This window comes from Paenibacillus radicis (ex Xue et al. 2023) (genome assembly GCF_024722015.1).
Lineage (GTDB): Bacteria > Bacillota > Bacilli > Paenibacillales > NBRC-103111 > Paenibacillus_S.
Genome location: NZ_JANQBD010000007.1, coordinates 111,908 through 136,633, shown reverse-complemented (window position 1 = coordinate 136,633; position 24,726 = coordinate 111,908). Strand labels below are relative to the sequence as shown.

Annotated in this window: 15 protein-coding genes; 11 read left to right on the top strand and 4 right to left on the bottom strand. The window is 45.5% G+C overall.

The features are described 5' to 3' along the window. Positions 1–32 precede the first annotated feature (32 nt). Together NV381_RS11330 and NV381_RS11325 are read right to left on the bottom strand one after the other, a co-directional pair. The gene (locus NV381_RS11330; protein ID WP_258213396.1) at positions 33–1,742 is read right to left on the bottom strand and encodes a hypothetical protein; all 1,710 of its coding nucleotides are present in this window, start codon (positions 1,740–1,742) and stop codon (positions 33–35) included. A 34-nt stretch (positions 1,743–1,776) separates the two neighbouring features. Beyond that, positions 1,777–3,078 (bottom strand): AAA family ATPase, encoded by a 1,302-nt coding sequence (locus NV381_RS11325; RefSeq protein ID WP_258213395.1) that lies wholly within the window; start codon positions 3,076–3,078, stop codon positions 1,777–1,779. Between the two features lie 260 nt (positions 3,079–3,338). Here NV381_RS11325 and NV381_RS11320 point away from each other — a divergent pair, with 260 nt between their 5' ends. From NV381_RS11320 to rpiA, 6 genes are all read left to right on the top strand, one after another. Next, the gene (locus NV381_RS11320) at positions 3,339–3,815 is read left to right on the top strand and encodes a glutathione peroxidase (protein ID WP_258213394.1); all 477 of its coding nucleotides are present in this window, start codon (positions 3,339–3,341) and stop codon (positions 3,813–3,815) included. Positions 3,816–4,070: 255 nt separating this feature from the next. Then, the gene (locus NV381_RS11315) at positions 4,071–5,750 is read left to right on the top strand and encodes a GGDEF domain-containing phosphodiesterase (protein ID WP_258213393.1); all 1,680 of its coding nucleotides are present in this window, start codon (positions 4,071–4,073) and stop codon (positions 5,748–5,750) included. 121 nt (positions 5,751–5,871) lie between these two features. Beyond that, a complete protein-coding gene (larE, locus tag NV381_RS11310; RefSeq protein ID WP_258213392.1) occupies positions 5,872–6,714 on the top strand; it encodes an ATP-dependent sacrificial sulfur transferase LarE in 843 nt (280 codons plus the stop codon). 19 nt (positions 6,715–6,733) lie between these two features. Beyond that, positions 6,734–7,729 (top strand): 2-hydroxyacid dehydrogenase, encoded by a 996-nt coding sequence (locus tag NV381_RS11305; RefSeq protein WP_258213545.1) that lies wholly within the window; start codon positions 6,734–6,736, stop codon positions 7,727–7,729. Positions 7,730–7,914: 185 nt separating this feature from the next. Further along, positions 7,915–8,709: a class I SAM-dependent methyltransferase gene (locus NV381_RS11300; RefSeq protein WP_258213391.1), complete on the top strand. Its 795-nt coding sequence runs from the start codon at positions 7,915–7,917 to the stop codon at positions 8,707–8,709. Between the two features lie 26 nt (positions 8,710–8,735). Further along, positions 8,736–9,419: a ribose-5-phosphate isomerase RpiA gene (rpiA, locus tag NV381_RS11295; protein ID WP_258213390.1), complete on the top strand. Its 684-nt coding sequence runs from the start codon at positions 8,736–8,738 to the stop codon at positions 9,417–9,419. A 106-nt stretch (positions 9,420–9,525) separates the two neighbouring features. On the opposite strand, the gene NV381_RS38430 is transcribed toward rpiA, so the two are convergent. Next, complete coding sequence (locus NV381_RS38430; RefSeq protein WP_419182261.1) at positions 9,526–9,618, bottom strand: IS3 family transposase; 93 nt, start codon at positions 9,616–9,618, stop codon at positions 9,526–9,528. 623 nt (positions 9,619–10,241) lie between these two features. After that, on the bottom strand, positions 10,242–12,404 hold the full coding sequence (locus NV381_RS11290; protein ID WP_258213389.1) for a HelD family protein: 2,163 nt from the start codon (positions 12,402–12,404) through the stop codon (positions 10,242–10,244). 203 nt (positions 12,405–12,607) lie between these two features. On the opposite strand from NV381_RS11290, the gene NV381_RS11285 reads away from it, so the two are divergent. The 5 genes from NV381_RS11285 (at position 12,608) to NV381_RS11265 (ending at position 24,703) form a co-directional block, all read left to right on the top strand. Beyond that, positions 12,608–12,820 carry a hypothetical protein gene (locus NV381_RS11285; protein WP_258213388.1) on the top strand — a complete coding sequence of 71 codons (213 nt, stop codon included), beginning with the start codon at positions 12,608–12,610 and terminating at the stop codon, positions 12,818–12,820. Between the two features lie 28 nt (positions 12,821–12,848). Beyond that, positions 12,849–13,544, top strand: coding sequence for a response regulator transcription factor (locus NV381_RS11280; protein ID WP_258213387.1), 696 nt, complete (start codon positions 12,849–12,851; stop codon positions 13,542–13,544). Positions 13,545–13,549: 5 nt separating this feature from the next. Next, positions 13,550–15,013, top strand: coding sequence for a sensor histidine kinase (locus tag NV381_RS11275; RefSeq protein ID WP_258213386.1), 1,464 nt, complete (start codon positions 13,550–13,552; stop codon positions 15,011–15,013). Further along, positions 15,010–16,149: a hypothetical protein gene (locus NV381_RS11270; RefSeq protein ID WP_258213385.1), complete on the top strand. Its 1,140-nt coding sequence runs from the start codon at positions 15,010–15,012 to the stop codon at positions 16,147–16,149. Before NV381_RS11275 ends, NV381_RS11270 begins: the two co-directional genes overlap by 4 nt. Positions 16,150–16,549: 400 nt before the next feature. Continuing rightward, on the top strand, positions 16,550–24,703 hold the full coding sequence (locus NV381_RS11265; protein ID WP_258213384.1) for an S-layer homology domain-containing protein: 8,154 nt from the start codon (positions 16,550–16,552) through the stop codon (positions 24,701–24,703). The last annotated feature ends 23 nt before the right edge of the window (positions 24,704–24,726 follow it).

Genomic DNA, 24,726 nt, shown 5'->3' with positions numbered 1-24,726 from the left:
CATATCCCTTGCAGGGAACTGCACCTGTTTTTCTATCTTTTGCGAAAAACATCAAGCAGAAGCTCATTTTTGTCTGTATCCTGCGACTCCCATGTGGCAGCGAAGCGAACTTGATGAGATACGCCAAGGATGTCGTATTGATTCACCAAGTGCCTGCGAGCGCTGCCGATAATAAGCGAGTGCAGCCGCACTTGCTTGCGCGCACCGAGTTCGGCCAATTGCTGCCGAACCGCGACGCTTATGGTCCCGATGCCATCGGTGACCATTACGAAATCGGCATCCGCGAAGCGGGGATGCCCCTCCACAAGCTCGATGCCGCGGCGTATCGGCGCATCGAAGTGAGTGCCGCCGCCGAAGGCGAGCTGCGTGAGCGCGTAGAACGCGGGCCAGTCCGGCTTGCGCCAGTAGAGCGGCTGCTCTACGAGCTCGCCGCGCGCGCCGAACAGCAGCAGCACGAAGTCGCGGCGCTCCAGTAAGCTGAAAGCGGCGAAGGTGGCAACAAAGATTTGCGCGACCCGCAGCTTGCTGCCGCGCATGGAATGGGATGTATCGAGCATACAGATAACCGGACCTCTCTGGGGTTCGTCTGTAAAGCCCGATATGTTGTAAGTGAGCAGCTTGCGGTCCAGCCATTTTACCGCAAAATACATCTCATAGTCTTCATCAGCCAGCAGACTGGCCTCGCTTGCCAGCATATGTGAGATGTCGCCGGATTGGCGAAGATCATCGTAGGCTTCCGGAATATGAGGGGAGCGCATTTTTTTGCGCTGCACCTTTAAGTGCTGCAAGTTGCGGCCAACCTCCTGCAGAAAGGCGACCAGCTCCGGATGCCTTTTCAGCTTGTCTATCCACTGCAAGTAGTTATTGAATTCCTGCCGGTGCAGCCTGCCTAAATCACTTCCCCATTTGCGGTTAGCTATACGCTGGCTCGCTTGCAGCAGCTCATGAACGTTTAAGCTTTCGTGATCCTCACGGCTTAAGCTTTCCTTCAGTGAGCGGCTGAGCCATTGCCCCAGCTGCTCCTCCAATTGGCGGAATGTTTCCCGATCACGCTTCGTAAAGCGTTCAAGCTGCCGTTCGCGCTGCTCCAGCTCGGTCTCCGCTTTCTTAAGCTTCTGCTTCGCTTTATCCCGCTTGAGGAAATCCGTGCGCACCTCCTCCCGGAGAGCCTGGATTCGCTCCTTCATCTGGATGATCTCCGCCTCAACGAGAGGGCGAGAATCCAGTCCAGCCTGTTTATCTTCGACATTCTGCTTTCCCTGCTGGAGAGTATAGCCGACCAGCTTCAGCTTCTCAATCTGCTTCTCAGTCAGATGCTCGTTAATTTGCGAGCTATCCTGGCCCTGCATCTGTTTTTTCTCATTCAGGCCAATAGTTAGCAGCTGCTCATCCTGCTTGCGCCGCGTTACTTCTTCAGAATAGCTGGCAGTCAGCCACATCAGTGCCTTCAATGCTGTTTTAAAGGAGGCATTAACTTCTCCAATCGTTCTCGGGTGAATGGTTAAGTAAAAAAACTGTTTGCGCAGCTGCCCAATCAACCACCGGTGGAAGGGAGCGGCATCCTTCGAACGGTCAATTTCCGGCTTAGGCAAATAGAAGCACATGAAAAAGTCGGCAAACAGCTCTACAGAAAACCAAGCAGTGGATGCTTGCACCTCACGGACCCACTCCTGTGCGGTACGGGAGGAATGGACATAGCCGTCAAAAATGTAGCGGTCAATTCTCGCGCATTGTATGATCATTTTCGTTCACCGCCACTATACTGGATGGGTTCAATTAAAGAGTGTAATCATATTGTATGCCTGGTATCTCCCGGTCAAATAGCGTTCGGTACAGCCCTTGAATAGTTTGCAAAATACGCTCGCCCTGGATACGAAGATGGGTGTATTTAACTGCATATTGGTCCGTGTGCATCAATAAGAAGTTTTGATTACGTATATATCCAGGCAAATCTTTCTCTCGCTGCTGCCACTGTACTAGCTTGCCGCGCAGCTGTCTGGCAGTTTCCTCAAGCTCAGTCCGGCAATCCTCCAGACGCTCCTTGGTCTGTTCTTGTGTGTCCTTGCTCATCCTGGCGCCGACTTCCTTCTTGAATTGAAAGGAATGAAGCTCATCCTCCATATCCAACCATCGTTTGGCAGTCTGATCATAGGTACTTAAAGGAAGCTCTCGCTCTGATTCCTGCTTTAATGCGTCTTGAAACCGTTTCTGAAACATTTCTTGAAGCACGGTCAAGTCCTCTGGGAAATCCCATAGCATATGCGAGGTGTAAACGGTATCCCACACATTCACGTTATTGCGTCCATTTAGAGCTGCTGAAGTTTTCCAGACATGCCCAATCTTGCGCCAGCGACGATCGGAGAGTGCAAATTCCTTGGCTTCCATCTCTGTTTTCAGTTGGTAGAGCATATAAATGAGCGGTTCAGGAATAGTTACCTGTTCGGCTGCTAAACGGACCGCCTGTACATCCTTTGTAGAGATCAGGGCGGGGAGCGGTTCTGTGGGAAGCTGGAACATCCGTTCATAGCTCGACATTTGCTTCAAAACGCCGACCTCATAGCGGATAAGAAAGCGGTCATAGAGTGCGGTCAGCTGTTCGTTTTCCTCAGGCAGCTCATTAGATGCAGCCATGAGGAATACAAGGGGGACGTTTTCCTTTTCACGGCCATTGAAGAAAATGCGTTCATTTAGAATCGACAATAGAGCGTTGAGGATGGCACTGTTAGCCTTGAAAATTTCGTCCAAAAAAGCAAAGTCTGCCGAAGGCAAATAACCGCTTGTTTTCCGAACATATTGATCCTGCTTAAGCTGCTGCAAGGATACCGGTCCGAATAGCTCATCAGGCGTTGTGAAGCGGGTCAGTAAATAGTCGTACCATTGTCCGCCTCCGCATAGCTGGGAAACGGCTCTTGCCAGCTGGGATTTTGCCGTGCCTGGAGGTCCGATTAATAATACATTCTCATTGCTCATCAAGCCAAGCAGCAAAAGTCTGATCAGCTCTTCGCGCTCAAGAAAACGGCTCTCCAGCAGCTTGAAGGCTTGCTCTAATTTATTTTGTATGGTTACAATTTCATTCATAACATGTAATCGCGTAAGCCGGTTCTATATATAAACCGATACGCTAACCCCCTGGTTTCAAAATGAGTAATTTTTAAAGCTATTGTATCAAAATTGATCTGCATATACGAATCGAGGGGGCATTTTTATTACAAACACTTCCATGGTATGCTTAGGAAGCTAAAGGATAGCTTATCTTTCACAAGTCCTTTTTGCTAAGTTGACTCGAATGGCAGTGCAGTGTCAGCTTCATTCCAGCAAAACACGAAGGAGGTTTTTTGATGTCATCTATTTATGATATTTCTGTGCAAACCGCAGACGGTGGAACCAAGGCTTTAAACGACTTTAAAGGGAAGGTTCTGCTGATTGTGAACGTTGCGTCCAAATGCGGCTTTACCCCTCAGTATGCAGGTCTGGAAAAGCTGAATCAGCAGTATAAGGACCAAGGTCTTGTCATTCTGGGAGTTCCTTGCAATGATTTTGGTGGTCAAGAACCTGGCACAGCCGAAGAGATCCAGCAGTTTTGCAGCATGAATTACGGCGTAACCTTTGAGGTTTTAGCCAAGGTTGATATTTTGGGAGACAACAAGCATCCATTGTACAAGCTGTTGACTGAACAGTCAGAGCCTCAAGGCGATGTGAAATGGAATTTTGAGAAATTCCTCATTGCCAAGGATGGTTCGATTGCTGGGCGCTTTTCGAGCAAAGTCACACCTGAGGATGCAGAATTAACAAATGCGATCGAGAAGCTTTTGTAATTGAACGCTGCTATTCATTCTGGGAAAATCAAATAATTTTACAAGTCATTCCAATTAAAAGAACCGTCCGATGGGTAATTGTCGGGCGGTTTTATTCCGTTCAATTAGTTTCAAGTTTAATATGCCATAATTCGACATTTTACTAAATTTTAATTATAAGTTGTGGTATAATATACCAAACAATTATATACTCGTAAACTTAGCATTGCACTAATTGGAGTAGCCACCTTTCGGAGCAGTTGGGGAGAGAACATCATGGATGAATCAGTAATGTTGGCAGCGGTTGCGTCACACCCTTTGTTTATGTTCAGTGGTGATGGTGTCATACTGCTCGACTCACAAGGAAACATACGTCAAATGAATGAAGAATGCTGCAGATTAACAGGAGTGGAGTCAGGTTATTGGTTGAACCATTCGATCAATGAGCTGTTGGATATGCAATATATGGATTCGTTCTCACGTCATCTTGACGGAGCTTTACAAGGGAGATCCAGCAATATGGAAGCGGATATTCGCCATCGCGCCGGGCATACCATTCAACTAAGCCTGCGGTTTATTCCAGAACAGACGGAACAATCGAATTTAGCTTATGTTGTCTTGAGGGATGTTACTGAACTTAAACGATCGGTGCAGCTTATTGAACATATGGCATACCATGATACATTGACAGGCTTACCTAACCGGACGTTGTTTCAAATTCAACTGGCTCAGATGCTTGCTGCCGCGAACGCAAACTCAGAGTCAGCGTCTTTTGCTATTCTGTTGATTGGATTGGATCGGCTTCACATCGTTAATGACTCGCTTGGGCATAACTGGGGGGACCTTCTGCTTAAGCAGGTTGGGGAGCGGCTTCAGCTGATGTTAGGCAGAGACCACTCCGTCAGTCGTATTGGAAACCATGAGTTTGCCGTTATATATAAGCGCTTTGCGGATACATCGGAAATTGTCGAAAAGACGAGGCTGCTTCATCAGCATTTAATGTCACCTTTTACTGTTAGAGACCGGGAATTTGTTGTTGTCGGCAGCATTGGCCTGGCTGTGTTCCCAACAGATGGCACGGACATGGATAGCCTCATGAGACATGCGGCGTTAGTTCAAACAGCAGAGAAAGAAAATGGGCAAGGCATCTACCAATTGCAGCAAGATGATGTTACTACGGATTCGCTCCAGCGACTTGAGCTGGAATATGATTTGCGAAAAGCTTTGAAGCGTGATGAATTTGAACTGTACTATCAGCCTCAATATAATATTCAGACCAATCAGTTGATTGGCATGGAGGCGCTGATTCGTTGGCATCATCCTGAGCAGGGAATGGTGCCGCCTGGGAAATTCATACCGCTCGCTGAAGAGACGGGACTTATCGTACCTATTGGCGATTGGGTGCTTCGCACAGCCTGCTTGCAAAATAAACAGTGGCAGGACGCAGGAATGCCGCCGCTCACGGTCTCTGTTAATTTATCCTTGCGTCAGTTTCAGAAGCATAATTTAATTGGCGATATTGTAAAGACGCTTAAGGAAACAGGCCTGGATCCACGTTATCTGGAGCTGGAGATTACAGAAAGCATGGCGATGGATAATATCGAAAGGGTTATTCGTAAGCTGAACGAACTTAAGGATTTGGGTATTCGCATATCGATGGATGATTTTGGAACTGGCTACAGCTCCTTGCAATATTTAAGGAAAATACCGATACATAAGCTCAAAATCGACCAATCTTTTATTCGCGACATAACTAAAGATCCTGATAACGCAGCAATCGTAAGCACAATCATTGCAATGGCCAATCATCTGAAGCTGGAGGTTGTGGCAGAAGGCGTGGAAACATTGGAGGATCTGAGGTTTTTACTCAATAAGGATTGCCGGCATGCCCAAGGCTACTACTTTAGCAAACCTTTGCCCAAAAATCTATTTGAAGAACATTTTAGACAACAATGATTGTGAGTAATTACTATTTTAGGTTGTTTGGCGAACAGCCTCTTTTTCTATCGGGAAAAAAGGACTATAATGAAAACGTCAATGAAGCAGCACTTAGAAGAAAGCTTCAGGAGGGATATATATGGAAAGTATTGAACAGAAGTATGAAAAGCTAGGTAGCATCCTGAAGTCAATGGACCGGGTTGTCGTTGCTTTTTCAGGCGGAGTGGACAGCGCTTTCCTGTTAAAGGCAGCGTTGGAGTTTCTGGGACCTGAGCGAGTATTGGCTATTACGGCCGATTCCGAAACTTATCCTGTACGGGAAAAGGAAGAAGCTATCGCTTTGGCAAAAGAGCTGGAAGCCCCGCATGTGGTCATTCATACCAGCGAGTTGGACATTCCGGGTTATGCGGAGAATCCAACGAATCGTTGTTATTTTTGTAAAAATTCGCTGTTTGATCATTTGATTCCCATTGCCAAAGAACGCGGCTTCGAGCATGTAATATTTGGCGCCATTGCGGATGATCTCGGTGAGCATCGTCCTGGCTTGCAGGCTGCCCATGAGCAAGGTGTTCGTGCGCCATTGCTTGAGGCTGGTATTAAAAAATCGGAAATCCGCCATTTGTCCCGCCAATTTGGATTGCGGACTTGGGATAAGCCGTCATTTGCTTGTTTATCATCAAGAATACCTTATGGCGAAGCGATCACTGCTCTAAAATTGTCGATGATCGATCAAGCTGAAGATTTCCTTATTCAGCTAGGGTTCCGTCAAGTTCGTGTACGTCAGCATGATAACCTGGCTCGGATCGAAGTTCCTGCAGCAGAGCTGGCGGAAGTTATTGCCGTAGCTGAAACCATACATGCCAAGCTCAAAGAGATTGGATATGCTTACGTTACTATGGATTTAAAGGGTTATCGTTCAGGCAGTCTCAATGAGGTGTTGAGTGCCGAACAGCAAGCGATTAGTGCTGAAGCGGTAAAATAATCATCTACTAGTTGGAGGAATAGACGTGTCGAGTAAACCGAAAGTACTCATTAATCGAAAGTTGCCGGAAGCTATTATTTCTTATTTAAATGAACATTGCGAGTGCACGGTTTGGGATGGCGAGGGAGTGCTTCCACGTCCTCAATTGCTGGAAATGATCAAGGATTATGAAGGCTTGTTTGTAAACAATGAGCAGATTAACGCTGAATTGCTGGAAAGAGCCCCTAAGCTTCGCGCAGTAAGCTCTTCTTCCGTGGGTTATAACCATTTTCACATTGAAGATATGAAAGCAAGAGGGGTAATCGGAACACATACTCCTTATGTTTTGGACGATACGGTTGCAGATCTCGTATTCTCATTAATACTAAGCTCAGCCAGAAGAGTAGCAGAGCTGGATGCCAAAGTGAAGCAGGGCAAATGGCAGCGTGGCACGCTTAAGGAAGATGAATGGTTCGGTATGGACGTTCATCATGCTACTATCGGGATTATTGGGATGGGCAGAATCGGAGAAGCGATTGCCAAACGCGCTGTACATGGCTTTGATATGAATCTTGTCTATTACAACCGCAGCCGCAAGCCGGAGGCGGAGGAGCGCTATGGTGCCCAGTTCCGTTCACTGGAAGATGTACTTAAGGAATCCGACTTCGTCGTCCTTATGACACCGCTCACTCCAGAGACTGTGCAGTACATACGCAAAGAACATTTTGAACTGATGAAGCCGACGGCGTTCTTTATCAACGCTTCACGCGGCCAAACGGTTGACGAGCAAGCGATGATCGAGGCGCTGCAGAATGGAACGATTCGGGGAGCAGGACTTGATGTTTTCGAGCAGGAACCGGTTTCACCCGATAATCCATTGCTTAAGCTGCCAAACGTTGTTACGCTCCCGCATATCGGTTCGGCTACAACGAAAACCCGCTATGACATGGCGATGCTAGCAGCACAAAACCTGGTAGGCGCATTAACAGGCGGCAAAGCTTATGTTGTACAGGAATTGAAGGAATTAGTTAGGTAGATTCTCTTTTAATAAACCCTCGTCTAACGCAAAAGTCTATAACGGACTTGCGGGAGACGGGGGATTTTCGTATATATATCCATAAAAAGGATATGGCAAGTGGTTCACGAATATATAGCATAATTTTATAAAATAATGTAAGAAAATTGAATAATCAAAGATGATCAAAGTGGAGGTGTATACTCATGGAGGAAAATAAATATAAAAATACTGCGCATCTGTATGATCTTGACCCACGTAACATAGTGAATGATGACATAAACTTCTATATTAACTATGCACTTCGAATTAATGGAGAAATTCTTGAAATTGCTTGTGGGACGGGCAGAGTAACTTTGCCGTTAGCTCGCGCCGGATATAAAATTACAGGTATAGATTTATCTGAAGATATGATAGCTGTATTAAACGAGAAGCTGTTGAAGGAAGAGAAAGGTACAAGAGAGCTAGTCGAGGTATTTATTGCTGACATGACCAACTTTGATCTCGGCAAAAAATTTCCGTTAATTATTATACCCTTTCGAGCATTCCAACTACTGACTGAAATGGATCAGCAAAATAGTTTTTTTGATCGGATTAAGGAACACTTGACAATGGACGGTATATTTATAATCAATACCTATAAACTGTCAGGACAATTAGATGATAGCTGGGTACGACCAGAGAAAGAGGACTGGGTAGTTGAAGATCCAAAATCCAATACAAGAGTAAGGAGGACTCATATACAACGAGCTATCGATGTTAGCAAACAAATAAATTACCCAGAATTGATTTATTACGTTGAAGAAGTTAGTGGAAGAATTAATAAATACGTAGAAAAGCTGGCTATGAAATATTATTACGAGGACCAATTAAGAGAACTGCTTCAATTACAAGGATTCAAAATAGAAGAGGAACTTGGATACTATGATGGACGTTCTATAAACGAAGGACCTGAGTTAATTTTTGTATGTAGCCAGGCACTCACTGAAAGTTGTACATAATAAGTAATAATAAGGATGTGAATATTATGAACTCCAAAAAACTTGCCGCTGAGAAAGCTGTTGAATTTATTGAAGACGGCATGACCGTTGGGCTGGGTACGGGATCAACAGCCTATTGGGCGATTCAAAAAATCGGCGAAAGAATTAAGGAAGGGCTAAGTATCCAGGCAGCAGCTAGCTCAGTCGGCTCTGAGGACTTAGCCAAGCAATTAGGAATTCCTTTAATTCCTCTGGCTAATCTAGATTTAATTGATATAACTATTGATGGTGCGGATGAGGTAGATAATAACTTGAACTTAATTAAAGGTGGGGGAGGGGCTTTATTAAGAGAGAAGATTATCGCTTCAAACAGCAAGAAATTTATAGTGATAATTGACGAATCCAAACAAGTAGATCAACTGGGTCGATTTCGACTATCTGTTGAAATAGTCCCGTTTGCGTCCAATTTGACAATAAACAAATTAAGAGAGTTAGAATGCGATCCACAAGTTCGAAGTCTTAACAACAAACCCTATATTACCGATAATGGAAACCTAATTATTGATTGCGACTTCGGTAAAATACCGAATCCTGAGGCTTTAAATGGTCAAATCAACCTGATTCCAGGTGTTGTTGAGAATGGGCTGTTTATTCAAATGGCAAGCTTAGTTGTAGTGGGATTTAACGATGGGGCTGTAAAAGCTTATCCTGGCCAGTCAGCTCGAACTTAAGGCGTGAGTATTTCATACGCTTATAATGCGAAAGGTGCTGTTCCAAAGTAGCTTTAGCTGCTTGAACTGCACCCCGTCAATTAGATAGTATATAAAATGAAATCAGTTAAGCGGTCTTTGTCCTGAATTCCATGGGACTGAGGCCGTTTAGTTTTGTTTGCAATCGTTCGTAATTGTAGAAGTGAATGGTGTCATCGATGTCGCTCTGTCAGCTTGCATAGGTTTCCTCTGCCTGCAAGAACAGATGTCCAAAGTTGCCTCATTCCAGAGGAGAATAGGATTTTCACGGACGGATATCGGAAAGAAAGGGAAATAGATGGAGATCCTCACGTTAAATTCAGCTTGGATATCGTTTGAAAGCAATTTAACTGGAAAAAGTACATCTAAAATAGGTAATATTGGTGGTATTAGCACAAATACGTAGAATTAACATGAGAAATTCCAGTTATAGGGCTAGAAACGCTATTTTCGGAGCAATTAACGTGACATTTTCCTGATAAATGCGGTGGAGTTCTCTAGGCTGCCCTGCCATGCTGTAACCGAACCGCGAACCGCGAGCCCCAAACCGCAAACCCCAAGCCCCATACCCGGGATTAGCACGTGAACGTGACCTTATCTCTGCATTTCACTGTGCATACCCGAGAAGGGGCTGCCTCATACGGGTAAACTCTGTGTAAATCCCATGAAATGTGCAAAAGAACCCTCACCATAAAAAATGCACCCCTAGAATTTCATCGGATAAACCATAGGATAACCATGGGATTATTCCAATGCCTATTCTAACGGGTGCACCCATGGAATGGGCTCGAATAGAAGGCTCTCTTAATGGCCGTGTAAACTAACGAAGTCGCCTTCAATTGAAGCAATTAATGGAGACGGCGTATTTTCGTACCATAGCTGAAGCGAATGCAAGGCCCGGGTACAGCCTACATACAGCAGCTTCGCATCCTGTTCAGTTGCTGTGTAGTTATTTGCGTCAACGTCGGCAACGATTACCCCGTCGAATTCGAGACCCTTGGCCATGAAAGCCGGCACAATAGAGATCCCGCCTTTATAATGCTGCTGGCCCGCAGCAATCAAGTTGACCTGCATCCCTTGGCTGCTCAGCTGCTTATAGAGCGCTTCACAACGCGCTTCTGTGCGGGCAAGAACTGCAACAGTCGAAGCAACGCCTGACTGAAGCTGTTCAACAGCCGCTTTCAGCGAAGAGATCAGCTCGGTTTCTTTCACCTGCACAAGCTGAACAGGGTCGCCGCTGCGGAATACCGGGACTGCCAAGGTGGCAGGCTCCTGAATGCCATTCTTCAGCACTTCATTGGCGAAGTATATAATCTCCATCGTTGAGCGGTAGCTGCGGTTTAACTGGAAATAAGCGGTTTTACCATCCTCGAAAAGGTCGGTAAATTCCGACCAATCGCGAATTCCTTGATAATCGTGAATGCCTTGGGACAAGTCGCCTAATATAGTAAATGATTGATTCCTCGTATGCTGGCTTAACAAGGCAATTTGAAAAGGAGAGAAATCCTGAGCTTCATCAATAACGGTATGATCGAAGGTTAGATCGCCATGGATGCCATGAAATTTGGAACGAATGTAAAGCAGTGGAGCCATATCCTCAGGCTGGACGAGTTTCTTCTTCAAGTAAACCCCTGTAGAAGCTATCAGTTCAGGAGGGAGCTCTGCATGAAGCTGCTCGGATAGAAATGATGGTCGGGCGTTACTTTTGAACAGCTCCTTGTAAAAGCTGAATGGCGTATACTCCGTCCATAGCTTGCCAAAGTCGCGGAGCCGTGCGGAGCCTTTCTTTTTATACTCTTTTTTCACATGCGCTTCCCATACTTTATCCAGTTCCATTTCCATCCAACGTTTAATTCGCGCTATTACTCGCTCACGGCGCTTCATTAACGGTTCATGTTTATTTTCTACATCATGCCATTGACGTATCGTTTGTTTGCTTAGCTTGGCTCCGTCCCATGGGCTAAAGTCCGAATTGGGAACTGCCGTAGCTTCATATTGCACTAGAGCCTCGTTCAGCCAGTGCATGAACTTGATGGAGCCTTTCCAGCGTCCTGGTGCATGATCATCCATCAGTGGGCGGGAGCTCCCGGTTTGAAACCAGTAACGAAGCCTTTCGGCCGGGTCGGCGAGCTTCATTTCGTGATCCAGCAGATCAAGCGCCCAATCGGAGAAGGTTGTTTGTTGAATATGCCCGACACCAAGCTCAGGTAGAACACCGGAAATATAATCAAGGAACATTCGGTTTGGCGCAAATATGATCATTCGTTCAGCCTTAACCTGATCCCGGTATTGATAAAGCAAAAAGGCGAGTCTATGCAGCGCCACTGTTGTTTTACCGCTTCCGGCTACACCTTGAATAATGAGGGCGCTGTTCTTGACCGCCCGGATAATAGCATCCTGCTCAGATTGTATCGTGGATACGATATCGCGCAGCTTGTTGTCCTTATTTTCGCCTAAGCGATATAACAGGAACTCATCAGTGACGGCCATACTGTCGCTGTCCCGGTTAAACGTGTCAACGACACGCTGTAATATTTGCTTCCGGATAACCAAATTTCGTTTTAAATAAACAAGCCCCTCAACTAAACCGTCGGGGGAATCATATTCAACAGGAGCCATGCCACCTGTAAAGGAGTAGAATAAGCTAGCTACAGGCGCGCGCCAATCAATAACCATGAGTTCAAGGGAGGGATCTTTCTCAACGCCAACCTTTCCGATGTAAAGAGGGGAAGGCGCGTTTTGACCTGTTTCATGAAAATCCAGTCTGCCGAAGTAAGGTTCAACTTGTGCTACTGCTAGATTGTGGCGTCGGGTCTCACGAATCGAATCAAGCACCTGTTCGGTATGATCGGTTCCTGTGTAGGGCGGAATGTCTCTAAGCACGGTCAGCTGTCGGTCAATTTCCGAGAACGTTTCTTCTAATCGTTGCATTTCTTCCTTATATGCGGTTTGCACACTGGTTTCCAAGAATAGTACCTCCGTTCATTCTTTAGGTATTAGATTTTGCAGAAGAATAAATATATCATAACAGGATTGGGAATTGCAACCATAAAAAGGGTTTGGAGAGCTTACGAGTTCTGTAGCGTTTATAAATTGTCCTCTGGAGTGCTATTATATTACTATAAGTACTATAGAGAGACTGTTATGTCCAATAAGGAGTGTTTGATATTATGAGAACAGAGAATCAGATTAAAAGAAAGCTGAATGAATTGATTATGTCGAAAAAGTCGTTGGAATCGAGAATAGCGGCTTTACTGGAGTCAGAAGAGCAGCATCATTCAGAGGCGGCTAAATCACTTCGTGTGCAAGCTGAGCAGGTGGAAGAATCCATTACTTTGCTGGAGTGGGTATTGGATGAGCCAATAGGGAAATATCACGCATAGGCTGCTGGAATGGAGTGAAGTGGAATTTATGGATAAGAAGAAAGTTCTGATTATCGAAGATGAAGAAGCCATTGCGGATCTTCTTGCCTATGGTCTGAATAAAGAAGGCTTTCATACGGTAACAGCGAGCAATGGAGCAGAAGGGCTCCGAAGCCTGGAGCAGTTCAAACCAGATCTGCTGCTGCTGGATTGGATGCTTCCCGATTCAAGCGGGCTCGATATTTGTAAGAAAGTTACGTCGACAAACAATATTCCAATCATTATGATAACTGCCAAGTCGGACATTACGGACAAAATATTAGGTTTAGAGTTTGGAGCCGATGATTACATAACCAAACCGTTCGACTTACGGGAAGTCGTTGCCAGAATTCGAACCATCTTCAGAAGAATAACCCAGGCTAACAGCCCTTCTCAGGAGCAGATAGACAATAAAATCCGGTTTCTTGATATTGAAATTACAAAGGATGAACGAGTAGTCAAGAAAAATGAAGAAATCATTGAGCTTACCCCCAAAGAATTTGATCTCCTAATCACTCTTTACTCATATAAAGGTAAAATATTTACCAGAACCGAGCTGCTGGATTTTGTTTGGGGCTATGAATATGCGGGAGATACAAGAACCGTTGATATTCATGTCCAAAGATTGCGTAAGAAATTGGATGCCAATGACTGGATCACAACGGTTTTTGGTGTTGGCTATAAATTTGAAAAACAGGTGGATTAACTTACATGATCCCGACAATTAAAGTTAAATTTCTAGTGGGCTTCTTCATCATTTTTTCCGTATCCCTCCTTCTGCTGAACCATTTCGTCGTCCAAATCATTGAAACGAGCAACGAAAAAATCATTACACAGGACCTGGTTAGTTTAAAGAAGAACAGCAGTGTGTATGTTAAGCAAACTTTTATGATTAATCATTACAATAATGATGAGATCTATTTTCAGCAGATGGCCAAAGAAATGGTAGAGGACTTGCATCATGTAAGTTCCAGTGAAGTCAGTGCTTATACCGTAAGCGGTGATAGGATATATACCTCCAATGACCAGAAATTTATGAGTGGAATTGATGAAGATTTAAAGAATGCTCTCAACGGAAAGACGGCCTATACGATCTACTATACGAACAGCGCGGCTGAAGTTTATTATTCGTATCCTGTTGTGATGGATGGGAAAAAAGTGGGTATATTGCGGTTTGCCAAAGATTTCTCATTACTTCACGAGCAAAGTAAACATATATTAGATTTTATATATTATGTCACTATAGCGATCTTTGCTGTCGCATTTATATTTTCCTATATTTTATCAAGAAACATTACCATACCTATCATTAAGCTTACCCAGGCATCCACCGAAGTGACCAATGGAAATCTGAACATACGTATTGCTTTTAAACGAAAAGATGAAATAGGCAAACTCGCAAATAACTTTAGTAAAATGATTGAAAAAATCAAGATGCAGATTGGTAAAATTGAAAATGACAGGGACCGTTTGGAAGAGCTGAACCGCCACCGAAAGCAGTTTTATGACAATGTTACTCACGAATTAAAAACGCCGCTCACCTCCATATTGGGATATGCAGAGATGATCCAAGAAAATGGACAGGATGACAAGGTTTTTTTCGACAAAGGAATGAATCACATCGTAGACGAGAGTAAAAGGCTGCATGAAATGGTAGTGAACCTGTTGGAGCTTTCCAAGGAAACGACGGCTCAGGAAGCATTTGAATGTATCGAGGCAGGTCGAATTTTGCAAGATGTATGCGAGGGCATGTCCTTTAAAGCCGAGAGGTATAAAAAGACTATTCAATCCACGGTGGAAGAGTCTCTGTACGTTTACGGCAATGCGGACAAGCTTAGACAGGTTTTTATCAACGTTATCGATAATGCTATCAAATACGGTTATTCGCAATCGGATATCCTTGTACAGGCTCATTTTTTGCATGGTTTCGTTCAAATTACAATCATCAATAAGGGGGAGGAAATGAAGTCGGAAGACCTGATTAACGTTTTTGAACCGTTTTATCGGGTGGATAGACGTTTGTCCAAGGAAACGGGAAGCCGCGGCTTAGGTCTTAGCATTTGCAAGGCGATCGTTATCGAGCATGGAGGAAGTATTCATATCATGAGTGAAAATCAGGAAACAAGTGTTCATATACAATTACCGTACAGGGTGCTAAAGAGGGATCCGGTATGATCAAACAGATACTCAAGTTCATTGTACCTTATGTTATTTTCGGCTTAGTGCTGTCAGGTTGTTCTGGAGAGCTAAAAACTAAAACGATTATCATTCCTGATTCAGAGGAAAGCAACCCGATTCAGACAGTAAACGAAGATTTTGTGGTGAATAAAATATATAAGCTTATGGAAGAAGATACTTCAAATGGAGATATACTCGGATGGGCGGATAAGGAACAGGTGCTGGGCGTATTCGGGAGAAAGGATAAGGAGCGCAGCCTGGAGCGTATAGATTATTCCTATAATTCTCGTCAGAAGCTGATTAATATAGCAGCAAATACGGAAGTTGAAAATGTATCTCCGAATGGAGTGTATCTTGTCAAGACAGCTGCAAATGAGGACGGACAACGAAAGCTATTGCTCCATAATCTCACGGATAACAAAGAGGATGTAATAACTGAAATTGTAAAAACCAATATAAGAACGAATCCAGTTACCTGGTCGAATAACAGCAGATTTGTTGCCTCCCTGCAGTGGGATCGGAATAAAGCAGAAACTAAGCTGATAATTTATGATGTGATCAGTCGGAGTGCAAATGAATTATTATTTCCCAATCGTAACGAAAGGGATATGATATACAATGTTAAAGTTTCCGATGATGGAAAAAGCGTATTGCTGATGAAATTTGCGGATGGGCAGACTTATGTTGTATATGGAAAATTGGTCGGCAGCGAAATGGCAAATCAATATGAGCAGCCTGTAAATAGTGAGGGAAGCTTTGATTTTATTAATGATGATCAGATCATGTTTGTCGGGCAAAAGGGTACTCTTTATTTGTATGATATCCGCAATGCCAATACCACGATTTTACTAGATCAAATTGGCAGCTTTGGACTCTCGAGCGACAGGAAATATATCGCTTTTTCCAAGGGGAGGGAAAGTATTTATGTTGCTAAATTACAAGGGAATACGGTCGTAAATGAAATAGAGATTTATAAAGGAATGATTCCTTTTCAAATGAATTGGAGTAAGGATAACAAGAAGATTTTAATATACGGCTGGAGATCCTATGGACCTCTTCCTGTTGCAGTGCCTCGTCCCGCATTAACGACTACTCCGGAAAGAAATGGACCTTTCATCATTGAATTTAAATGAACCAATGGCTGTGATGACTTGGAAAATCATAGCCACACTTCACCTCCGAAGGCAGCCGCTGTAGGCAGCTATAGTTGTTGATGTAATTACAATTACAGGACTTATTCTACCGTAACGGCTAGAATAAGTCCTTTTTCCTATTTGTGGAAAATGGAGTCACTGGAAAGTCATCATTACCATTCTTGTTAGACGTATGACTGAGTCATGACTTTATATGTCTTACAGCTCAATTCAGTCCAAACAGGAAGGTAACGAATATTCCTTCACGAATACGAAGCGAATAAAGGAATATATAAAGACGTAGAAAGTTCCGAATCAAAGGAGGGATAAAAACTTAGGAATCTTGTATGGCTAGCTCTAATCGTTTGTTTTTCGCTATTTTCGAAGAAAGAGGGATAGAATGATGAAACAATTGACGGCCTTTTTACTTGTCGCTAGCCTACTGCTGCAGCTCGTCGTTCCGCCTGGTCAATCCTTTGCAGCAGCTCCTTATACTGAGCCGAAGGATAGCCTGATCGCTGCAAATGGAAGAAGCATAACGGAAAAAGTGGGAGAGCTGGTTTCAGCTGTAACCGGTAGCGTGTACGGAGGAGCTTCCATGCCGGATAAAGCTCCGGAAATAGAGGCAAGTGTAACGAAGGTGGTATACCTTCAATCCGGGCCCTTGCCGCCTGTTTTATTTTCTTTAACGCCGTATGTGACTACTGAATCCGCTGAGGTTGCCGGAACGGCCGCATTGAACGGCATTGTCAGGCTATTTGCAAGCTATGAGGGCACAACTTCCGTGGAGATCGGGGATACGGTTGCATCTGAAGTTTATGGACCGAATATAGGTCGCTTCAAGCTGAACATTCCGTTTCCGCAGGAGGGTAATTACGAATTGACGGCATCCGTTGAGGTGAACGGGGAGGTGAGTGCAGCTTCAGGACCGCAGCGATTTATTGTTGACCGAACCCCGCCTGCAGATCCATGGTCAATTGAATGGTCCAATGTGACATACAACTCCATCGAGCTGAAGTGGGATCACCCGATGATCAATGATCCTAACCATCCCGGCTCCTATATCGAGGATCCTACTGTTGACCATTACATTATCGAGAAAGATGGGCAGGAGGTAAAAACGACTACGGAACGCAACTATTTTGAAGGTAATCTGGGAGAAATGGAAAAGCTCCTATACACAATCCGCACTGTAGATAAGGCTGGAAACAAGTCTCCAGGAACAGACCAATGGGTGGCGACGTTCCACAAAAATGCAGTGCTAATTGCTAAAATTCCTGATCATGCAGAATATGCGCACATGTTTTGGAAACCAACCATTAGCAAGGACGGGAGCACAGTTGCTTATATCGGGTCATTAAATCCTCAGTTTCGCGAATATGAATTATTCGTGTACGATATGAAATCGGGTGAAACGGAACGGATCGCCGCTATGCAAGAATACATGGCCGAAACGGAGCAGCTGTTTGATATAAGTCCGGACGGACGGTATATTGCTTATTCCGAGTTTTTCGAAAAGGAGAATGGAGCAACAGCTTACAACATTGTAATCTATGACCGTGTCACCAAAAGCAAGGAGAGACTGCCTAAATCATTTAGCGGCTCAGCAACCTCTATTTCCATGAGTGACGATACACAATGGATCACGTTCTCTTCCACAGCCGACGACATTGTAAGCGAAGATACGAATGAATACGGCGATGTGTTTCTTTATAACCGCTTCAGCGCAGATAAGAAGATTGTACGGATTTCGGTATCGGCTGATGGAGTTCAAGGGAATGATTCCAGCACGGGATCTGTCATTACTGACAATGGCCGGTATGCTATGTTCCTCTCTTACGCGAATAATTTAACTCCGGAAGCAACAAAAAGTATGGTGAAGCTGTTTATTTATGATACATCAACAGGGAAGCTGGAATATGCCCCCTTCATTAATAATGGACAAGAAAGTATGGTTTGGGATGTGAGTCCTTCTGCGGACGGCAGATACATCGTGTTCACTTCCGCTTGGCAGACGGAGGATAAGAGACTGTATTTCATGGATCGCCAAACCGGAAACAGTGAGATCGTAATTTCATTTCCGAGAAATGAAGATATCGGGATAAGAAATCCTCGATTGAGCAGCGATAACCGTTATATAAGCATGAACTATTACAACTACAACCCTGAGAGCAGACCAGGACCATATGAAGCATTCGACTCTCAATGGGGCTCCGTTCGTTATGACCTTACTAACAAGGAGTTTAAACGAGTGGGCAATCGAGCAGGATCTACATACGATACCAGTATGTCCGGCAACGGCTCTATTGTGGCATTCACATCCGGCCACTCTGATGTATACGCGGTATGTCTGGAGGTCGAGGAGTTATGCAAAACCAAGCCGCAGCAGGAGGATGAGATACTTAGGCCAGGCTGGTCAGCCACGCCGTCAGTCCATGGCTTGCCTGTCATGGGCGGCAGCTTTACTGTACGTGCTTACAGTCAGGCAGGTAAACAGCTTGAAGCTCTTGTCGACTATAAAGTCGAGAACGGCAGCAGCATAGAAACGAAACAATTGACACTTCCGATGAACGAGACTGTTGGAACTCCAGAGCAATATACGGCCAATGTTCAGATTCCGGCTGGTACAGTGGAGCTGTCAGCGATACAAATCAGGTTGAAACAGCAGCCTTCTGTATCTGTCCAGCTTGATTCATTGCCGCAAAAGGTGGCCGGCAGGTTGAAGGTAACCGTAAACTCGGAGTTTTTGGATGCACTTCAAGGAGCTTCGGTACTGCTTTGGAGCAAAGGGAAAAACGTGGGCAACAGCAGCAAACTGACCAAGCCATCGGGGCAATCCGGGTATTTGGAGGCAGTGGTTGATTTGGCCGAAGGTTCCGATTACCGTTTAACGATCGTAGATCCCGCCGGACAGAGCTTGCTTTTACAAGAAGGTGTAGCTGTGGTTAGCGGCAGGGAGATTCGTAAAGAAGTGACGGTAAACCCGCAAGCGGAAGTAAAGGTGAAGCTGCTTTCGGGACAATTAGAGGTTTCCAATCAATATGTTGAATTTTATAATTCGCAGGATCAATTATTATTTACAGGACTAACTGAATACCACGGACATGTAAGTTTGAGAGGGAATTATTATGCAGGCGACATCATTAAAATACGGCCTGCGGTTCGACCGCCTTATGCAGTGCCGCAAACGGCTTCCGTGCGCCTTCAGCCGGGTTTAAATGAACAAACTATCCAGATTGAGAAGCTGACTAAAGGAAGTTTGGCTGGGATCGTTACCGACGCCAAAGGAGCTCCTCTAGGTGGAGTGAAGGTGTTACTGCAAGGGAATAATGCTCAATTCGAAGTGGAAACGGATGAATCGGGAACATACGCAATCGAGGCGGATGTAGGGAGCTATGCGAGCAGCGCCCATACAACAAAAGGCATACCGTTGAAAACGTTGGAGATCAGTTACTTTTATGTAGGAGCAGGAGAACAATTAAGGTATAGTCCGGTTCTTTATAATATTGATGCCGGCATGTTGACGATTGATGCAAAGATGAAGCCTGTGGATGGAGATTGGCAGACTATCAATATTTCCGATTGGAGAGAGGCTGTTCATTACGGCTTCACAATTGAGGGATCAGGCAAAAATACATTCCATTCAGTTGGTCATATAGAAGGAAACCGCGTTAAAGTAAAGGGTTGGGGAGGCTCGGTTGCGAATGTTTGCTTGTCTGGCAATGAGGCTGGACTCTCCAGGTCTTGTGATGAAGTTGTACTGGATGAGCAGGTAAGCGGAACAGCGGAGCTCCGGTTGGTGGAGAAAGGAAGAATCCGGGGTGCGATTGCTGGAGCAACCCCGACTTCCAATTACCGGGGTGAACTTTATCAAAAGCTGGATGGCGGGTATATGAGTTTCCGTCGTTACATCAATTTGGATCAGAACGGGAATTTCTGGACTTCGGTACCGCAAAGCGGCGATTATAGGATCACCCTTGCAGGAGCTAATAGCAATCTTGAGCCGTGGCAAACTTATTCGTTCGATGTCACTGTCAAGGAAGGTGAACTCAAGGATCTTGGACCTGTAGCGATCCCACGGTCCGACGACTTATTTCAAGGAAAGAAGGGCAACGGATTAAGTACAGAAGAGCTGAAAGCTATGCCTGGCGATACAGTCACGCTGCGTGGAAGCTACAGCCTTACGGGTATTAACTCCGTGGACGATGCTGTTCTAGCCATAGGGATTCCTGCTGGAACCCAGCTTTTGGCGGACAGCGTTATGCTAAACGGTATCCAAGTAACGCCAACAGTGAATGGTGGAACAGCAGATGCAAGGGTAGGAAGTATCGTAAATGGCAAGGAAGGCTCGTTCAGTTATAGGCTTAAAATTGACAATGCCGCAGCTTTCGATGTTCACGCAATGGTTCGTATAAATTACAAGCGGGCTGGCAAAGCCGCGGTTGAGCAACTCGGAGCCTCATTTATAAGAATAGGAGACGTGTCGTTGGAAGCACCTGAACGGTCTGTGGGGAACTCCATCAAAGTAACTGGGCGTGCTCCGGCTGGACAAAAGGTAACGGTTCATACAGATGAACAGCTAGTCGGATACGCGGAAGCGACACCGGGCGGGATCTGGTATGCCAACATAACCTTACCGACAAAAGCAGTTGATAAAGTATGGGGAGAAAGCAGCAGGTACAGACTGACTGCACAAATAGAATCGCCTCAAGGTATCAAACAATCCCAACCGGTTATTGTATCGGTTGATTCAAATTATGCCGCCATCACGAAGTTCACAATGAGACAATCCGATGGCAGAGTGCTGAGCTTCGATCCAGGCCAAGGAGTCGCCAGATTTCCCTATGTTATTGTTCCAGGCATGACGATGTATTTTTCGATTGACTTTAATCAGCCGCAGAATGTGTCTAACGTTAAAGTTACAGTGGGAATGATAGAGGCGAAGGCAGCCTGGAATGAATCAACCCAAGCCTTCGAGGCGTTGTTCGTTCCGCCCTATTCACTAGGCACGGGCATTTTCGTCACTTATGATGAGAAACCGAAGGAATACCAAACAGGACCGGTTCCTTCCCAATCGGACTGGGAGACTTCACGCAGCAATCTTCCGGATGTTTGGCGCAACGCTACTTACGAAGTTATCGAAGATGAAGAAGTCCCGCAATGGAAAGGGGCTGCCGGTACCGATGATGGATTCTATCATTCCAAGCCGATGAAAGTGACGTTGGATAATGAAGGGAAGGATACGCTGTTTGTTCGTTGGAAGATGAAGCCGGTTACCAAGCCGGATCGTGGAAATACGGGACGAATCCCCTATTATGATTATTCGATGGATTGGAATGAAGCGGCTGGCATGATTACCATCAATGCTACAGTGCCTGTATCGCTGTTAAGTCCTCAGCAGCAGATCGAGTTTGCCCAACAATTCGGCTCAAAAGGCAGCCAGGATTATGTAATTAACTCTCTGCAGTTCATCGTTTCCAATGGAAAAGCTGCAAAAGCCCTCCCGATTGGTCCGTTGAACGGTCTAAGGACTTACGTAATGGACGGCTTGTCTTTAGCCAAGTACGCGGACGAATTGATTAAATTTCAGGATTACGTAATCAATAGTGAGTGTCATGTACCGACCGTTAATAATTATATTAAGGCAACCGATCTTCTTTTTGAGCAAGCTTCCAGAAATTTGGTTGTCAAAAATACGATGATGGGTCTAGGATTAATTGCCGGAACCTTAACGTTGGCAATACCGCCTGTAGGTGCTTTTGTGCTTGGAAGTACATTCAAGCTTATCGGTGATATCGGCATGAACAGCTGGAAAGAAAATTTAGACCAATTAAAGGCGGATTTCGAGAAGGACAAAAAATGGCGCGACGACATGGCTGCCGCTGGTGCCATCGATCGCTGCAAGAAGAAAGATGATGACGATAATAAAAAGAAACGTAAAGAAGATGATAAAGTTGCAGAACCGACATGGATTTGGGATCCAAGCGGCTATGTATATGAAACGCTGTCTGAAAACAGAGTGGAAGGTGTGACAGCTACACTGCTGCAGCAGGATAATGACAGCAAACAGTGGCAAGTATGGGATTCAGCATGGTTTGGCCAGCAAAATCCTCTTGTTACCGACCGTCAAGGCCGGTATGGGTGGGATGTTCCGGAAGGCAAATGGAAGGTGCTCTATGAGAAGGAAGGCTATTTACCTGCAGAAAGCGCGGAGCTAACCGTATTGCCTCCACACTTGGATGTGAATATTCCTATGGTATCGCTGCAGGCTCCACAGGTTACCGTTATAGATGCGGTGTACGGGGATGGGGTTCAAGTGAGCTTTACGAAGTATATGTTAGACGATACTCTAACCGATGCTTCAATCCGAGTGCAGACGGCTGACGGGGACATTATTGCCGGTACAGTCGTTCCTGTCGAACCGAAGACAGATGGCATGCAGCAAACCGTGGCCAAACGATTCCGCTTCATCCCGGATCCCAATGATGATAAGTTCAAACAGGGCAATTCCTACAAGGTTGTCATTGCCGCACAATCGCTAAGCTATGCACAAGTGGCGATGAAAGAGGATTACATTGCGGATGCGGTTGTTGTGAAAGCGGCCAACACAGCCCCAACAGAAGCGGCTTCTGGCTTGAGGGCAGCTGGAGGAAGCAGGCAAATAGCGCTGGAATGGCAGGCTGTAGACGGAACCGATTTCAAAGCCTATAAGCTTTATTGGCAGCCTCAAGCAGGCGGGGCAGCAGGCTCGAAGGTAATTGCTGCGAATCAAACCTTTGCCGTTCTAGATGGATTGGAGCGCAGCAAAGCTTATGAACTGAAGCTTGTGACGGTTGGCCGCAACGATGTGGAATCTGCCGGTGTAAGGGTAACAGCTGAAACGGCTCAGGAGGAAGCAGTGGTAGCGGATACTACCGCACCTGGTGCAGTAACGGAGGCCCGAGTAACGGCCGAGTTGACGGCCCTGAACCTTGCATGGGCGGATCCCGCAGATAACGATCTGCGTAAGGTGCTTGTTTCATGGAAGAAGGAGGACGATACTGGCTTTAGCATTCCGGAATATGTAGATAAAGGTGTTCAATCGATCCGTATCAGCGGCTTACTCCCAGGTACCGTGTATAAAATCCATTTAACAGCTGCGGATACGTATTGGAATGAATCGGATGTAGTGGAGCTTACAGCCCGTACCATGGATACTATAGCTCCTGGCAATGTTACCGCGCCTTCAGGTGTTGGATTAGCTAAATCTATTGCACTTAGCTGGAATGATCCGTCCGATGTTGATTTAAAGTATATTCTTGTTTCCTGGAGAAAGCAGGGAACAACTGAGTCGTTTAGCAGTCCGGTTACTATAGCCAAAGGTGTTAACAGCTACATCATTACAGGGCTCGGTGCGGCAACTGAGTATGAAGTCAAGCTTGTGGCTGTCGATGAGAGCGGCAATCAAGCTTCAGGTGTGACAGTAACAGCGCGTACACTTAGCGAAAATAGTTCAAGCTCCGGACGTGGCGGCGGTGGCGGAAGCGTGGTCCCGGTTGAAACGACAAATCCGGTTACAACGGAAAATACAATAATGGTTGATGTTACGGCTGATCCTCAGCAGTGGAAAGGTTTCGACGGCCGTATCGGGTTGGATATTCCTGCGGGTGCGTTTGCTAATGGACATAAGCTGACAGTTCAACAGGTCGGTGAAAATGAAATTGCGAAGCCGGAAACGAATAATCAATACAGCAGCGTATTTCGGTTGATGTTGGATTCTGGAAGCTTGGCGGGGCCGCTTAAGCTGACATTGAAATATGATGCCAATAAGCATCGTGACTTTGATGAACGTAAGCTGGGACTGTACCGTCAGGACGAAGCTGATCCAACGAAGTGGAGCTATGCGGGTGGAATATTCGATTCCAGATCCAGTTCGATTTCAGCAACGATCGGTCGGCTTGGTACCTATGCGGTCATGGATTATAACAAGCCATTTACCGATCTCGTCGGACATTGGTCGAAGCGGGATACCGATGTTCTCATATCCCGCCATATCGTTGATGGAATGACGGCAGATGAATTCCAGCCGGATCGTCCGGTCACGAGAGCACAATTTACGAAGCTTCTCGTGGAGATGACTATGTCCCAAGAGAAAGTCAATCCTTCTGTTGGAAGCTCTATTGAACAAGAGTCATTCGCTGATGTACCGATTGGCGCATGGCACTATCCGTACATTACAGCAGCGAAGAAACAAGGACTTGTTCAGGGTGGTGAGGATGGCATGTTCCGTCCCGAAGATCCATTAACAAGAGAAGAGCTTGCAGTACTGGTTGTACGCGCACTAGGTCTTGAGGCGCAAGTGAAGGAGCTGGAAGCATCGGGTTCATTGCCGGGCTTCAGTGATGGAAGAGCTATCGCATCATGGGCCGCAGCTTATGTCGAGACAGCACGCAGCCACAAGCTGATCGACGGCGTAGCGGAAGGTGTATTCGGACCGCAAGCTACGGCATCACGTGCTCAAGGCAGCGTTCTGATCCTACGGGCTATGAGCAAGCTAGGATTGATAGGTCAATAATACATCTCGAACGGAGACATCCT

Coding starts and splice junctions, on each gene's coding strand:
- NV381_RS11320 (WP_258213394.1), top strand. CDS start 3,339: ATGTCATCTATTTATGATATTTCTGTGCAAACCGCAGACGGTGGAACC.
- NV381_RS11315 (WP_258213393.1), top strand. CDS start 4,071: ATGGATGAATCAGTAATGTTGGCAGCGGTTGCGTCACACCCTTTGTTT.
- NV381_RS11265 (WP_258213384.1), top strand. CDS start 16,550: ATGATGAAACAATTGACGGCCTTTTTACTTGTCGCTAGCCTACTGCTG.
- rpiA (WP_258213390.1), top strand. CDS start 8,736: ATGAACTCCAAAAAACTTGCCGCTGAGAAAGCTGTTGAATTTATTGAA.
- larE (WP_258213392.1), top strand. CDS start 5,872: ATGGAAAGTATTGAACAGAAGTATGAAAAGCTAGGTAGCATCCTGAAG.
- NV381_RS11285 (WP_258213388.1), top strand. CDS start 12,608: ATGAGAACAGAGAATCAGATTAAAAGAAAGCTGAATGAATTGATTATG.
- NV381_RS11330 (WP_258213396.1), bottom strand. CDS start 1,742: ATGATCATACAATGCGCGAGAATTGACCGCTACATTTTTGACGGCTAT.
- NV381_RS11300 (WP_258213391.1), top strand. CDS start 7,915: ATGGAGGAAAATAAATATAAAAATACTGCGCATCTGTATGATCTTGAC.
- NV381_RS11275 (WP_258213386.1), top strand. CDS start 13,550: ATGATCCCGACAATTAAAGTTAAATTTCTAGTGGGCTTCTTCATCATT.
- NV381_RS11270 (WP_258213385.1), top strand. CDS start 15,010: ATGATCAAACAGATACTCAAGTTCATTGTACCTTATGTTATTTTCGGC.
- NV381_RS11325 (WP_258213395.1), bottom strand. CDS start 3,078: ATGAATGAAATTGTAACCATACAAAATAAATTAGAGCAAGCCTTCAAG.
- NV381_RS11280 (WP_258213387.1), top strand. CDS start 12,849: ATGGATAAGAAGAAAGTTCTGATTATCGAAGATGAAGAAGCCATTGCG.